Raw genomic sequence first — 14,386 nt, 5'->3', positions numbered from 1 at the left:
GAGCCCCCCGCAACGGCGTGGCGACATTGACAGTGTATTTCCCTGACCTTACATCGCCTTCAGGCGTTGTTAAGCCAGTCGTTCCCCTGTGACATATGGGCTGTGTGCGAGGCGGGCAAGCAGATGCCGCACACGAAGATGTCAAAGCTGAAAGTGAGTGCATGCTGGGATTAGGTAAAGTCGCGCGCAAGGTGTTCGGAACTCCGAACGACCGCAAAGTCAAGGCGACGCGCCCGCTGATCGAAAAGATCAACGCACTGGAAGCGGAGTTCGAAAAACTGAGCGACGCGCAGTTGATCGAGAAAACGGCCGAGTTCAAAGCGCGGTTCGCCAATAGTGAAACGCTCGATGCACTTCTGCCCGAGGCGTTTGCCAATTGCCGCGAAGCGGCAAAGCGTGCGTTGGGGCTGCGGGCCTTTGATGTGCAGCTGATGGGCGGAATTTTCCTGCATCAGGGCAATATCTCGGAAATGAAGACCGGCGAGGGCAAGACCCTTGTTGCAACCTTTCCGGCCTATCTGAACGCGCTTACGGGGCGCGGTGTGCATATCGTGACGGTGAACGATTATCTTGTGCGCCGCGATGGCGAATGGATGAGCAACGTCTTTGGCGCGCTTGGCCTGACCACCGGCGTTGTTTATCCGCGCCAGCCAGATGTGGAAAAGCAGGCGGCCTATGCCTGTGACATCACCTATGCGACGAACAACGAACTTGGCTTCGACTATTTGCGCGACAACATGAAATCCGAGCTGAGCCAGATGTATCAGCGCGACCATTTCTTTGCGATCGTGGACGAGGTGGATTCGATCCTCGTAGATGAAGCGCGCACGCCGCTGATCATCTCTGGTCCGGCGCAAGATCGCAGCGAAATGTATGTCTCCATCGACAAGATCATTCCGCTGCTGACGGAAGAACACTTCACGCTTGATGAAAAGACGCGGAATGTCACGTTCACGGATGATGGCAACGAGTTCCTTGAACAAACGTTGCACGAGTTGGGGCAGCTTCCCGAGGATCAATCGCTGTACGATCCCGAAAGCACGACCTTGATCCACCATGTGAACCAAGGCTTGCGGGCGCATAAGCTGTACCAGCGTGACAAAGATTACATCGTCCGTGATGACGAGGTTGTGCTGATCGACGAATTCACCGGACGCATGATGGCCGGGCGGCGCTTGTCAGAAGGACTTCACCAGGCCATCGAAGCCAAAGAAGGCTGTGACATCAAACCAGAGAACGTCACTCTGGCCTCTGTCACCTTCCAGAATTATTTCCGCCTTTACGAAAAGCTGTCCGGCATGACCGGCACGGCTGCCACCGAAGCTGCCGAGTTTGCCGAGATTTACGGGCTGGGTGTCGTCGAAGTGCCGACCAATCGCCAGATTGCGCGAATTGACGAAGATGACCGGGTCTATCGCACTGCGCAGGAAAAATACGACGCTGTCGTCAAGGAAATCAAAGAGGCCCACACCAAGGGTCAACCCGTTCTGGTGGGCACCACCTCGATCGAAAAGTCCGAAATGCTGAGCAAGCTTCTTAGTGATGCAGCGCTCCCGCACAACGTTTTGAACGCGCGCCAGCATGAACAGGAAGCGCAGATCGTTGGCGATGCGGGCAAACTGGGCGCGATCACCATTGCGACCAACATGGCCGGTCGCGGCACCGACATCAAACTTGGGGGCAACATGGACATGCAGGTGATGCAGGCCATCGCCGCTGACCCGGATGCCGACCCCGAAGAACTGCGCAAGACCATTCAGGCAGCGCATGATACAGACGAAGAGGCTGTCAAAGCCGCAGGTGGCCTGTTTGTTCTCGCCACCGAACGCCATGAAAGCCGCCGCATCGACAACCAGTTGCGGGGCCGATCTGGCCGTCAGGGCGATCCGGGGCGATCATCGTTCTTTTTGTCGCTGGATGACGACCTGATGCGCATTTTCGGGTCCGAGCGTCTGGACAAAGTGCTGTCCACCCTGGGCATGAAAGAAGGCGAAGCGATCATTCACCCGTGGGTCAACAAATCACTGGAACGCGCGCAAGCCAAAGTCGAAGGCCGCAACTTTGACATCCGCAAGCAATTGCTCAAGTTCGACGATGTGATGAACGACCAGCGCAAGGTGATTTTCAGCCAGCGCCGCGAGATCATGGAAGCGCAGGATCTGGCCGAAGTGGCGCGGGATATGCGCCATCAGGTGATTGACGATCTGGTGGACACCTACGTCCCGCCCAAAACCTATGCCGACCAATGGGACACGCAGGGACTTCAGGACGCGGTCAAGGAATTGGTCGGCACAGAGGCCCCCGTGGTCGAATGGGGCGATGAAGAAGGTGTCGATGCCGAGGTTATCCGCGAACGACTCGAAGAGCTGTCAGATGATGTAATGGCGAAAAAGGCAGAAGCGTTTGGCCAGGACACGATGCGCCAGATCGAAAAGCAAGTTCTGCTTCAGACAATTGACGGTAAGTGGCGTGAGCACCTGCTCACGTTGGAGCACCTGCGGTCGGTTGTTGGATTCCGCGGCTACGCCCAACGCGATCCGCTGAACGAATATAAATCCGAGGCGTTCCAGTTGTTTGAGTCAATGCTGGACAGCCTGCGCGAGGACGTGACCAAACAGCTTGGTCAGGTGCGCCCGATGAGCGAAGACGAACAAAAAGCGATGCTGCAACAACTCGCGGCACAGCAAGCGGCAATGGCGCGCACAGTCGAGGCGGCAAAACCCCAAGATGGGTCCGAAACGGCGCCGACGTTCGAAGACGCGATTGAAGGGTTCGTGGAAGCTGATCCAACAACATGGGGCAACCCCGGCCGGAACGATCCCTGCCCCTGCGGATCCGGCAAGAAGTTCAAACATTGTCACGGACGGCTCACCTAGGCCGTCCATGTCACAAAGCCGACGCAAAGTGACCAAACCTGTGCCCTAGGCGCACCAAATTTATCTGGCATCTCTCCCGGTGCAGCACATGTACCGGGAGCCTTCCATGGACCGCAAATTTACTGTCCGCGTTGCCGCCATCACGATTGTGAGCGCGATTGCAATCGGTGCTGTCATGCAATCCTGGCCGCCAGTCGACGGGGACATCGCAGAACAGCCCATGATCGTGTCTGACGTGCAGACGGTGTCATCTGCCCCACGCACTGCCATACCTATGGATGTTCCGGTTCAGGTAGCGCTCCCCGACGCTGTGGTCAGTGCAGCTTCGGCACAGATCGACATGCCCAGCATTGGTATTCCCGCAACACCGCAGGGCGGCGGGTTTGCCTGCGATGTAGACATGACGGCGACCCCGATTGCTGGTGCCATGATGAACGTGGCCTTGAACGCACCCTGCCACGGAAGCGAACGGGTCACATTTCACCATAGTGGGCTGATGTTTACCGAAACGATGCAACCCGATGGTACCCTTTCAGTAGACATGCCCGCCTTGACGGAAGATGCGCTGGTGATTGCGTCATTTCTTGATGGCACGGGGGGTGTCGCCACGACACAGGTCACCTCGGTTCCATTCTACGACCGGGTTATCCTGCAATGGCGTGGAAATGCTGGCCTGCAATTGCATGCCCGCGAATTTGACGCCGATTACTTTACCGAAGGCCACATCTGGCAAGGCGCGGCATCGGACCCAACCCGCGCCGCAACGGGCACCGGCGGGTTTCTGACAAAACTGGGTGCGGTGGATGCGCCAGAGTCACTTTTCGCAGAGGTCTACACCTTTCCAACCGGGATGACCGACCGGTCCGGCACCGTGGCCTTGACTGTCGAGACAGAGATCCTCGCTTCTAATTGCGACACCAGCGTCGAGGCGCAAACGCTTGAACTTCGCAATGGCAACGCGCTGATGTCACGCGAACTGACCGTTGACGTACCGGGATGCGACGCCGTGGGTGACTTCTTGCTGTTGAAAAATCTTGTCGAAGACCTGACAATCGCCGCAAAATAAGCGGGCGGATCAAAGGCGCTTTTCATGAACTATGTCTGTGCGGCACTTTGGGCCGCACTTTTCCTTTCGATCACCGCGGCTTCGGCAACGGCGGATGACGTGACCCTGCGGTCGCGCGACGGGGCTATCGAGTTGTCAGGCACGTTGCTGGGCTTTGATGGCGAATTCTACAGGGTCGAAACACAATACGGCGAACTCACGGTCGATGGGTCTGGTGTTCTCTGCGAAGGGCCGGGATGCCCGTCTTTGACCGATTTCGTGGCAGAGCTTTCGATCTCAGGCTCTTCAACAGTGGGTGACGTGCTGATGCCCGCGCTTGTTGAAGGGTTTGCTTTGCAAAACGGTCTCAAAGCCAAACGGGTCAACACGGACGAGACGCATTTCGAATACGTCTTGGCGCCAGCAGATGGCGCGCCGCCAGTTGCCCGGTTTCAGTTTCGCGTATCAAGCACCGACGAAGGCTTTGCCGATCTGTTGGCCGATGAGGCAGACCTTGTGATGGCGCTGCGCGAAATCCGCCCCGGTGAACTCGATCTCGCGGCTGAGGTCGGTTTGGGACAGTTGGACGACGTGAATCGCAGCCGAGTTCTAGCGCTGGATGCGATGACGGTGATCGTGTCACCGACCAACCCCGTGTCATCCCTGTCAGTGTCAGATTTGGCCCGCGTCCTGTCCGGCGAGATCGACAATTGGCGCACGTTGGGCGGCGCGGATGCCCCGATTTCGATCCATATGCGGGACGTTCAATCCGGAATCGCGCAGGCGGTAGACGACCGGGTGATGAAACAGGCAGGTGTGCCGCTGATTGAAGACGTGATCCGGCATGCGACGAATCCCGCGCTGGCGCAGGCCGTGGCAGATGATCAACTTGCCATCGGGGTGGCCAGCTATTCCGAGATCGGCAACAGCAAACCACTTGCCCTGAGTGGCCCCTGCGGGTTTCAGCTTCGTGCGAACCGATTGACCATCAAAACCGAGGATTATCCTCTGACTGCACCGATGTTTCTTTACATTCCCGCGCGGCGTCTGCCCAAACTTGCACGCGATTTCTTGGCTTATACCCGGACAGGGCCTGCGCAAATCATCACGCGGCGGGCAGGTTTTGTCGATCAGGCGCCCGAGGAAATTGCGATCAACGCACAGGGTGACCGGTTCGCCAATGCGATTCGCGTGGCCGAAGGGGATGACGGACTGGCTACGCTCAAGCAGATGGTTACCACGTTGAACCCACTACGGCGGTTGTCAACGTCGTTCCGCTTCGAAGCAGGCGCAGCGCGGTTGGACGCGCAATCGCGGTCCAACGTACAGCAACTGGCGCAAGCGATTGAGGCGGGGGTGTATGACGGGCGGCTCTTGGTGTTTGTCGGGTTTTCAGATGGCGAAGGCCCAGCGGACGGCAATCTGCGCATCGCGCAACAACGCGCACAGGCGGTTAAACAGGCGATTGAGGCAGCCGTCGAGGTATCAAACCTGTCTCAGGTGCGTCTATCGACCGACGCGTTTGGTGAGGCTATGCCAATGGCCTGCGACGACACCAGTTGGGGACGTCAGGTGAACCGCCGGGTCGAAGTTTGGGTGCGGTAGGTATCAGCTTAAAGATGGCCCTCGGATTTAAAGCTTACCTCCTTGGATTTTCCGATGATGAGATGGTCATGTACGACAATGCCAACCGCATCGCAGGCGCGAGAGATTTGTTCCGTCATGTCGATATCCGCAGTTGAGGGCGTTGGGTCACCCGAAGGGTGGTTGTGCACAAGGATCACCGCACTGGCGTTGAGGTCTAGCGCGCGTTTGATCACCTCGCGTGGGTAGACAGGAACATGATCAACCGTGCCCTTGGACTGCATTTCATCAGCAATCAGCACGTTCTTGCGGTCAAGAAAGAGGATGCGAAACTGTTCAGTTTCACGGTGAGCCATTGTCACGCGGCAATAGTCAAGCAGGGCGTTCCAGCTTGAGAGGACGGGCCGTTTAAGGACTTTGCCTTGCGACATTCGGTGGGTTGCCGCCTCTATCAGTTTGAGGTCAAGCGCGACTTCAGGGCCAATACCATCCACCTCTTTCAGGCGTTCGATGGGGGCCGATACTACACGATTAAAATCACCAAAAGTTTTGATAAGCCGGTGCGCGATAGGTTTGACATCGCCATTTTTCAGGGATCGAAACAGCACCAGTTCCAGCAGCTCATAATCAGGCAGCGGCTCTGCACCGCCGACAAGGAAGCGGTTGCGCAGGCGTTTGCGATGCCCCCCGATGTAGGACGGTTGCTTGGCACGGGATGGTGGCACGACAGGTTCTGCCAACGGCAGCGTCGGGGCAAGCGCGGCAGTTTCGAACAAAGAGGGTTGTGAAGAACGAGAGCGCACCATGCCATTACGATGGACCCGAAGCTCTTAAAGAAACACTAACAGAGTTGCATTTTCAGCATAGTAATTGATGCTGAAAAGCGGCCCCGGAACATGTCCGGGGCCAACATGCCATCAGCCTTTCATGGAATCCCAAAAGCCCTTTACAGACTTGAAAAAGCTCTTTGATTCCGGGTTGTTATCTTCACTGAGGTCTTCGAATTCGCGCAGCAGGTCTTTCTGTCTTGACGTGAGGTTGACCGGTGTTTCCACAGCCAGTTCGATAAACATATCCCCCTGTCCAGCCCCGCGCAGCGCAGGCATGCCTTTGGCACGCAGGCGCATCTGACGGCCAGATTGGCTGCCATTGGGAATGGCAACGCGGCTGCGGCCACCGTCGATCGTGGGCACTTCGATATTGCCTCCCAGCGCGGCCACGATCATCGAAACGGGCACACGGCAATGCAGATGCACACCGTCGCGTTCAAACAGTTCATGCTGCGCCACCTCGATGAAGATATAAAGATCGCCCGGAGGCCCACCGCGCAGGCCTGCTTCGCCTTCGCCGGCAAGCCGGATACGAGTCCCGGTTTCGACCCCTTTGGGAATGTTGACGGACAGCGCGCGTTCCTTGTGGACACGCCCCGCACCAGAACATTCCTTGCACGGGTTCTTGATCGTCTGGCCCAGACCCGAACAGGTTGGACAGGTGCGTTCAACGGTAAAGAATCCCTGTGTCGCGCGGACTTTGCCCATGCCGGAGCAGGTCGGGCAGGTTGTCGGCTCAGCCCCGCCTTCCGCACCCGAACCCGTGCAAGACCCACATTGAACAGAAGTCGGTACCTGAATGGTCTTCTGGATGCCGGCATAGGCGTCTTCGAGCGTCACGCGCAGGTTGTACCGCAGGTCAGCCCCACGCGAGGCACGTTGGCGTCCACCGCCACCGCGCCCGCCGCCCATCATGTCACCAAACAGGTCGTCAAACACGTCCGAGAACGCACTGGCAAAATCGCCCTGCCCGCCGCCGAACCCACTGGGACGCCCACCGCCGCCGCCCATGCCACCCTCAAACGCGGCATGGCCGTAGCGGTCATACGCGGCTTTCTTGTCCGCGTCCTTGAGAACCTCGTAGGCTTCGTTCGCTTCTTTGAATTGGTCTTCGGCCTTGGGGTTGTCTGCGTTGCGATCTGGATGCAGCTCTTTCGCTTTGGTGCGATAGGCTTTCTTGATTTCGTCAGCAGCGGCGCCTTTTTTGATGCCGAGCACATCGTAATAGTCACGTTTGGACATCATGCCCTCCTTTGCCGGAACGAAAGAGGCCGGCCCGGTGTCCGGTCCGGCCCCATTTCAGTTCCGCCCAACAAGCGTCAGGCGCGCTTGTTGTCGTCGAGATCTTCGAAATCGGCATCGACGATGCTGTCATCGTTGTCACCGCCACGGTCGGCTGCTGCGGGTTCCGCGTCGCCATCCTCAGCTTGGTTCTTGTAGATCGCTTCGCCCAGTTTCATGGCCGCTTCGGTCACGTTCTGAATGCCCGACTTGATCTTGTCGGCTGTGGATTTTTCATCCTCCAAATCGTCCTTGAGCGCCGCAATGGCCAATTCGATCACTTCAACTGTGGTCGGATCGACCTTGTCTCCGTGTTCTTCCACCGACTTTTCGGTCGAGTGAATGAGGCTTTCGGCCTGGTTGCGAGCTTCGACCATTTCGCGGCGGTCCTTGTCCGCCTCGGCGTTGGCTTCTGCGTCTTGGACCATCTTTTCGATGTCCTCATCCGACAGGCCACCCGATGCCTGGATGGTGATGTTCTGCGTCTTGCCGGTTCCTTTGTCCTTGGCCGACACGGACACGATGCCATTGGCGTCGATGTCGAACGTCACTTCGATCTGCGGCATGCCGCGCGGTGCGGGTGGGATGTCTTCGAGGTTGAACTGACCAAGCATCTTGTTGTCAGCCGCCATTTCACGTTCGCCCTGGAACACCCGGATCGTCACAGCGTTCTGGTTGTCTTCGGCTGTCGAGAAAATCTGCGACTTCTTGGTCGGGATCGTGGTGTTGCGGTCGATCAAGCGTGTGAACACACCGCCCAGCGTTTCGATACCCAGCGACAGCGGCGTCACGTCGAGCAGGACAACGTCCTTCACGTCACCTTGCAGAACACCTGCCTGAATCGCAGCACCCAGCGCCACAACTTCGTCCGGGTTCACACCCTTGTGGGGCTCTTTGCCGAAGAACTTGGTCACTTCTTCAACAACGCGGGGCATACGGGTCATACCGCCAACCAGCACGACTTCGTCAATGTCGGACGTGCTTAGACCGGCGTCTTTCAACGCGGCAGCACAGGGCTTCATTGATGCCTTGATAAGATCACCCACAAGGCTTTCCAGCTTGGCGCGAGTCAGCTTCATAACAAGGTGCAGCGGCTGTCCGGTTTTCCCGTCCATCGAGATGAACGGCTGGTTGATCTCGGTTTGGCTCGACGAGCTGAGTTCGATCTTGGCCTTTTCCGCCGCTTCCTTAAGACGCTGAAGCGCCATCTTATCTTTGGTCAGATCGACGCCATTGTCCTTTTTGAACTGGTCAGCAAGGAAGTTGACAATCCGCATGTCAAAGTCTTCGCCACCCAGGAACGTGTCACCGTTGGTGGATTTCACTTCGAACAGACCATCGTCGATTTCAAGGATGGTCACGTCAAATGTGCCACCGCCAAGGTCATAAACCGCGATGGTGCGGGCTTCTTTTTTGTCGAGGCCATAGGCCAACGCCGCGGCTGTCGGCTCGTTGATGATCCGCAGCACTTCGAGGCCGGCAATCTTGCCCGCATCCTTGGTCGCCTGGCGCTGTGCGTCGTTGAAATACGCAGGCACGGTGATGACCGCTTGCGTCACTTCTTCGCCAAGGTACGATTCGGCGGTTTCTTTCATCTTTTGCAGGATGACAGCCGAGATTTGCGAGGGCGAATATTTGTCGCCCTTTGCTTGCACCCATGCGTCGCCATTGCCGCCATCAATCACTTCAAACGGCATGTTCTTGCGGTCCTTGGCCAGATCCGGATCGTCGTTCCGACGACCGATCAGACGCTTCACGCCAAAGACAGTGTTTTCGGGGTTGGTGACAGCCTGACGCTTTGCAGGCTGGCCGACGAGGCGTTCGTCGTCGGTGAATGCCACGATGGACGGGGTTGTCCGTGCGCCTTCGGCATTTTCAATCACGCGCGGTTGCGATCCATCCATGATCGCGACGCAGCTGTTGGTTGTACCGAGGTCAATACCAATCACTTTGGCCATGTTTTCGATCCCTTCATATCTTAAGGCGATGTCACGAGACGATGACCCATTCCGGCATCCCGCCCCGCATTTCAATCCACTGACGTTACCCGTCAGCGGGTCCGGTGGGTATATAAGGAGGCATCAAGACGCCTGCAAGCGCCGCAGGTACCGTGAATTTCTGAAAATTCGGTATGTGTTTCCAGTTTGAAGCACTTATTCTTGCGACATGGCTGTTTTGCGCGTCCGCGACTTCGACATACATTTGGGATATTTCACGGGAGTCGATCAACGGCGGCTGGTCGATCTATTGCGCGCATGCCTTGTCCAGGCACCGCTTGTGCGGCCTGTCACGCCGCGCGGCACCCCCATGTCGGTGCGGATGAGCGCGGCTGGGCAGTTCGGTTGGGTCAGCGACAGGGCGGGGTACCGCTATGAACCGGTGCACCCTTCGGGACAGCCATGGCCTGCAATCCCGGATATGCTGATAAACATGTGGCACGATCTGGTGCCAGACGCCCGGTCACCGGAATGCTGCCTGATCAACTGGTATGACGCGACCGCCAAGATGGGCATGCATCAGGACAAAGACGAGGCCGATTTGTCACAACCGGTGGTGTCCGTATCCCTTGGGGATGAAGCGCTGTTTCGGATGGGCAACCAGACGCGCGGCGGCAAAACCGAGTCGGTCTGGCTTCGGTCCGGGGATGTGGTTGTGATGGCCGGCGCTGCGCGGACCACCCATCACGGGATCGACCGGGTGCGCGCGCAAAGCGCGACCCTGCTACCCAAAGGCGGACGGATCAATCTGACGCTGCGGGTTGTGACCTGATCAGCGACGCGCGAACCACGATGCGGACACATGCCTGCGGGTGTAAAATTCGCCCATAAGGCCGATCATCACCAATGTCAGCGACAGGTACATCACGTATTCCCAATTGCTGTTGCGCGGCACGTAATTGATGAACGCAAAACCACGCGCCTGATCAATCGTGTGAAACAGCGGATTCCAGTCAAACATGGCAATCATGAAGGACGGCAGGGAATTTGCGACAAACATCTTGCCCGAGGCAATCATGTTGGCCCGTTTATAAAGCGTGGACAGCGTTCCGGTCAGGCCGGGAAACCACGGCTTCATCGCCAAGAACACGAGGCCCACAGCACCGCCCGAGAACCACGACAAAAGCAGCATGCCCATGACCGGCACCGGATCAACGATTTCCTTGAGCACATTGGGATTCATGGCCACGTCATAGACAAACAGGATAAAGAACACCGCGAGCATCTGGATGTAGAGCGTCGAAAGCATGCCCGCCGCGATCGAGATAAACGTGTTCATCGGCGCGTGCTGCATCATCGGACTGGAGGGTCCCTCGCTTCCCAGGACAGCGCCAACCGCCTTGTTGTGGGTCATGAACATGAAAATCCCGGTAAGCAGGAAGATCACGAAATCACCACGTAGGGCCATGCCCTTGATGCCCATGATCGTGAACATCGCATAGAAGAAGAGCACGAACATAAGTGATTGAAACACGCTCATCGCAATGGACATGAACGCGTTGCCATGCGTCTTTCGGATCGCACGGACCGTGTTGTGATAGATGAGTTCGGCAATATTCACAGCCGAAGCCGCCCGGTTCATCGGAGCCGTTTTCTGAAACATTGTTGCTCGCCTTTGCCTCAGCCCGCGTTTTTTCGCCAGTTTGCCTGACTGTTGTTGCGGACATTTCTTAAGCAGATGATAAGAGAGGCGCGTTTTTAAATCAATCGACGTGAGGACAGATGGCCATAAACTATGATGCACTGATGCACGCCATGCGCCGTCTTGCGCTCCAAGCGGGCGATAAGATTATGGAAATCTACCATGCCGATGATTTCAACGTGCGCGCAAAATCGGATGACAGCCCGGTGACAGCGGCAGATGAAGCCGCCGATGCGCTGATCTCGGCAGGGCTGCGCGCGGCATTTCCAGAACTGGCGTTGATCACCGAAGAACAGGCCGACACGCATAAATTGACCGCACGCGATTTCCTGATTGTTGATCCGTTGGATGGCACCAAGGAATTCATTCACCGGCGCGGCGATTTCACCGTCAATATCGCGCTTGTCGAAGACGGTGTACCAACGCGCGGCGTTGTCTATGCGCCCGCCAAAGACCGTTTGTTTTACACCGATGCAACCGGCCAAAGCGTTGAAGAGACCGGCGATTTTGCCAAGGACACCATTGGCGCAACAACCCCAATTCATGTGTCGACGCCGGACACGGACGCGCTGATGGTGGTGGCATCGAAATCACACCGCGATCAGGCAACCGATGACTATATCAACCGCTATGCGGTCAAGGATAGCAAGAGCGCGGGATCGTCGCTCAAGTTCTGTCTTGTGGCCACCGGCGAGGCAGATTTTTACCCCCGGCTTGGACGCACGATGGAATGGGATACAGCCGCAGGTCACGCAGTACTGACCGGTGCAGGTGGGCAGGTTTTACGGTTGGATAATCTGCAAACGTTGACCTATGGCAAGCCGACATTTGCCAATCCGTTTTTTGTCGCAACCGCGCCGGGTATTGACCTGACCACGGTGTGACCTCGCAATGGTGCCACTTTCGATCAGTGTCGTTGTTGTAAGCCACAATAGACCGATCTGGTTAAAGCGCTGCCTGCGGGCCATTGGCCAACTGGACTACCCAAGGTTTGAAATCACTGTCGTCGCCTGCCCTGACGGTGCAGGGGTGGCGCGGAATATGGCCGTCAACCAGATCATTCCGTTTGACACTGCCAATATCTCGGCCGCGCGCAATATCGGCGTCGCCGACGCCTCGGGCGATGTTGTGGCATTTATTGATGATGACGCCGTGCCTGAACCTACATGGCTTTGGCACCTCGCGCATGGGTTTGAAGACCCGCTGGTCGCACAAGCCGGAGGCACAACGCTTGGGCGCAATGGCATTACCGTGCAGCACGGTGCGGCAAGGGTCGGATCATCGGGGCAATCGGCGCCGGTGGCACACACTGGCCATGAGCCTGTCGAGATCACCCCAGAACAAGGCCTTTACCCGCGTCTGCACGGTACGAACATGGCGATCCGACGCGCCACGATATTGGAACATGGCGGATTTGATGAACGGTATGCGTTTTACCTCGACGAGACCGATCTGAGCTTTCGCATTGCACAGCAGGCCGGGAAAACCCTCTTTGTTCCCAAGGCCGTGGTGCACCATGCCAGCGGTCCAAGCCAATATCGAGACGATGCGCGCACACCGAGAAGTGTCTTTGAAATCGCAGCGTCTGCTGCGGTATTTCATAAGACGCATTGCGCCGATGCCGATACCATGCGTGCTGCGTTCTTGACTGAGCGCCGGAATTGGATTCTTCGGCATATGGTGCGTGGAACCCTGCCACCGGATCGAGCAAATGAGTTGATCAAAGAACTGGCCAAGGGCTACGCGGCTGGGCTGCAACGCCCGCCACAAACGCACCGGCACCTGGTCACACACGACCAGCGCGAGGTGTCAGACCGCCCAACCCACACGAATGACGTATGGCTTGTCGTTGGCCCGTCCAACAGGCCGGACATTTTGGCAAAGGCCCGCGATTTGGTGCAGGACGGACACAGGGTGACCGTTTTTGACTATGACCGCAGCGCCCGGTTTCACCGGGTGGCCTATACTGACGCTGGATATTGGCACCACACCGGAGGCATCTTTGGCCGCGAGGTTCGAACAGAGCCTTTGTTCCAAAAAAGCACTCAATCAGAGCGTATCCACAAAACTCTGGTGAGACTGGATGGAATACGCGCAAAAAACTGTCCGTTAACGCGGCTTTAGACAAAATTTCGACAAATGACCGCATTAATTCCGCAGTTATGTCATACATCAAAAGCCATTAATGTGGCATAATCAATGACGCGCAGTAAGACGCGACAAAAGAAGGAGCAGCACGATGCGTAGGAAAGTTACAAAGGCCGTTTTCCCCGTTGCCGGGCTTGGAACACGCTTTCTGCCTGCAACAAAGTCTGTCCCCAAAGAAATCATGACACTCGTGGATCGTCCGCTGGTGCAATACGCGATCGACGAAGCTCGCGCTGCCGGGATCAAGGAATTCATCTTTATCACCTCGCGTGGGAAAAGCGCGCTTGAGGATTATTTTGACGAATCCCCGATCCTTGAACAAGAACTGCGCCGCAAAGGCAAAATGGATATCCTCGAAGACCTGAAATCCACCAATATGGACAGCGGGGCGATTGCCTATATGCGCCAGCACAAGGCGCTTGGCCTTGGACATGCCGTCTGGTGCGCCCGCCGTCTGATCGGGAACGAACCCTTTGCCGTGATGCTGCCGGACGATGTGATCTCGGCGGAAAAGCCCTGCTTGCAGCAGATGGTCGAAGCCTATGAAGAAACCGGCGGCAACATGGTCGCGGCAATGGAAGTGCCCCGCGCCAAAACATCAAGCTACGGCATCCTCGATGTTGACCAAGACATGGGGTCCATGGTGTCGGTCAAAGGCATGGTCGAAAAGCCCAAGGTCGAAGACGCGCCATCGAACCTTGCCGTGATCGGACGCTACATCCTCGATCCCAAGGTTCTTAAGAACCTCAACAAGCTCAAGACCGGGGCCGGTGGTGAGATCCAGCTGACCGATGCCATCGCGCAGGAAATCGACGGCACGGGCGTCTATGGCTACCGCTTCCGGGGCCAGCGGTTCGATTGCGGATCGAAAGCCGGGTTTCTTCAGGCGACCGTGGCCTTTGGACTGGCCCGCGACGATCTGAAAGATGATCTGCGCAGTTTCCTTGATTCCGTTATGCAGATCGAAAACGCGGCAGAGTAAA

Annotated in this window: 11 protein-coding genes; 7 read left to right on the top strand and 4 right to left on the bottom strand. The window is 57.1% G+C overall.

Annotation, left to right across the window (positions count from 1 at the left end):
- The first annotated feature begins 161 nt into the window (after positions 1-161).
- From secA to ACSHXH_RS03540, 3 genes are all read left to right on the top strand, one after another.
- Positions 162-2,876 carry a preprotein translocase subunit SecA gene (secA, locus tag ACSHXH_RS03550; RefSeq protein ID WP_435670387.1) on the top strand — a complete coding sequence of 905 codons (2,715 nt, stop codon included), beginning with the start codon at positions 162-164 and terminating at the stop codon, positions 2,874-2,876.
- 106 nt (positions 2,877-2,982) lie between these two features.
- Positions 2,983-3,942, top strand: coding sequence for a translocase (locus ACSHXH_RS03545; RefSeq protein WP_435670386.1), 960 nt, complete (start codon positions 2,983-2,985; stop codon positions 3,940-3,942).
- Between the two features lie 24 nt (positions 3,943-3,966).
- Positions 3,967-5,526 (top strand): substrate-binding domain-containing protein, encoded by a 1,560-nt coding sequence (locus ACSHXH_RS03540; protein WP_435670385.1) that lies wholly within the window; start codon positions 3,967-3,969, stop codon positions 5,524-5,526.
- Positions 5,527-5,534: 8 nt separating this feature from the next.
- Here the strand turns inward: ACSHXH_RS03540 and radC are convergent, their stop codons facing one another.
- From radC to dnaK, 3 genes are all read right to left on the bottom strand, one after another.
- Positions 5,535-6,311 carry a RadC family protein gene (gene radC / locus ACSHXH_RS03535; protein WP_435670384.1) on the bottom strand — a complete coding sequence of 259 codons (777 nt, stop codon included), beginning with the start codon at positions 6,309-6,311 and terminating at the stop codon, positions 5,535-5,537.
- A 111-nt stretch (positions 6,312-6,422) separates the two neighbouring features.
- Entirely contained in the window at positions 6,423-7,577 is a 1,155-nt protein-coding gene (gene dnaJ, locus ACSHXH_RS03530; protein ID WP_435670383.1) for a molecular chaperone DnaJ, read from the bottom strand.
- A 77-nt stretch (positions 7,578-7,654) separates the two neighbouring features.
- Positions 7,655-9,574: a molecular chaperone DnaK gene (gene dnaK / locus ACSHXH_RS03525; RefSeq protein ID WP_435670382.1), complete on the bottom strand. Its 1,920-nt coding sequence runs from the start codon at positions 9,572-9,574 to the stop codon at positions 7,655-7,657.
- A gap of 208 nt (positions 9,575-9,782) precedes the next feature.
- Between dnaK and ACSHXH_RS03520 the strand changes: the two genes are divergently transcribed.
- Positions 9,783-10,385 (top strand): alpha-ketoglutarate-dependent dioxygenase AlkB family protein, encoded by a 603-nt coding sequence (locus ACSHXH_RS03520; RefSeq protein WP_435670381.1) that lies wholly within the window; start codon positions 9,783-9,785, stop codon positions 10,383-10,385.
- Here ACSHXH_RS03520 and ACSHXH_RS03515 read toward each other — a convergent pair whose 3' ends face one another.
- The gene (locus ACSHXH_RS03515) at positions 10,386-11,216 is read right to left on the bottom strand and encodes an ABC transporter permease (protein ID WP_435670380.1); all 831 of its coding nucleotides are present in this window, start codon (positions 11,214-11,216) and stop codon (positions 10,386-10,388) included.
- 119 nt (positions 11,217-11,335) lie between these two features.
- Here ACSHXH_RS03515 and cysQ point away from each other — a divergent pair, with 119 nt between their 5' ends.
- From cysQ to galU, 3 genes are all read left to right on the top strand, one after another.
- Positions 11,336-12,139 (top strand): 3'(2'),5'-bisphosphate nucleotidase CysQ, encoded by an 804-nt coding sequence (gene cysQ, locus ACSHXH_RS03510; RefSeq protein ID WP_435670379.1) that lies wholly within the window; start codon positions 11,336-11,338, stop codon positions 12,137-12,139.
- 7 nt (positions 12,140-12,146) lie between these two features.
- Positions 12,147-13,379: a glycosyltransferase family 2 protein gene (locus tag ACSHXH_RS03505; RefSeq protein ID WP_435670378.1), complete on the top strand. Its 1,233-nt coding sequence runs from the start codon at positions 12,147-12,149 to the stop codon at positions 13,377-13,379.
- Positions 13,380-13,494: 115 nt separating this feature from the next.
- Complete coding sequence (gene galU / locus ACSHXH_RS03500; protein ID WP_435670377.1) at positions 13,495-14,385, top strand: UTP--glucose-1-phosphate uridylyltransferase GalU; 891 nt, start codon at positions 13,495-13,497, stop codon at positions 14,383-14,385.
- Position 14,386: the final 1 nt, after the last annotated feature.

It is taken from the genome of Marivita sp. (assembly GCF_051251565.1).
In the GTDB taxonomy this organism is placed as follows: domain Bacteria; phylum Pseudomonadota; class Alphaproteobacteria; order Rhodobacterales; family Rhodobacteraceae; genus Marivita.
Note: the sequence above shows the minus strand (reverse complement) of the source record. Positions and strands in the feature narration are given on the sequence as shown.

Coding starts and splice junctions, on each gene's coding strand:
- secA (WP_435670387.1), top strand. CDS start 162: ATGCTGGGATTAGGTAAAGTCGCGCGCAAGGTGTTCGGAACTCCGAAC.
- ACSHXH_RS03545 (WP_435670386.1), top strand. CDS start 2,983: ATGGACCGCAAATTTACTGTCCGCGTTGCCGCCATCACGATTGTGAGC.
- ACSHXH_RS03540 (WP_435670385.1), top strand. CDS start 3,967: ATGAACTATGTCTGTGCGGCACTTTGGGCCGCACTTTTCCTTTCGATC.
- radC (WP_435670384.1), bottom strand. CDS start 6,311: ATGGTGCGCTCTCGTTCTTCACAACCCTCTTTGTTCGAAACTGCCGCG.
- dnaJ (WP_435670383.1), bottom strand. CDS start 7,577: ATGTCCAAACGTGACTATTACGATGTGCTCGGCATCAAAAAAGGCGCC.
- dnaK (WP_435670382.1), bottom strand. CDS start 9,574: ATGGCCAAAGTGATTGGTATTGACCTCGGTACAACCAACAGCTGCGTC.
- ACSHXH_RS03520 (WP_435670381.1), top strand. CDS start 9,783: ATGGCTGTTTTGCGCGTCCGCGACTTCGACATACATTTGGGATATTTC.
- ACSHXH_RS03515 (WP_435670380.1), bottom strand. CDS start 11,216: ATGTTTCAGAAAACGGCTCCGATGAACCGGGCGGCTTCGGCTGTGAAT.
- cysQ (WP_435670379.1), top strand. CDS start 11,336: ATGGCCATAAACTATGATGCACTGATGCACGCCATGCGCCGTCTTGCG.
- ACSHXH_RS03505 (WP_435670378.1), top strand. CDS start 12,147: ATGGTGCCACTTTCGATCAGTGTCGTTGTTGTAAGCCACAATAGACCG.
- galU (WP_435670377.1), top strand. CDS start 13,495: ATGCGTAGGAAAGTTACAAAGGCCGTTTTCCCCGTTGCCGGGCTTGGA.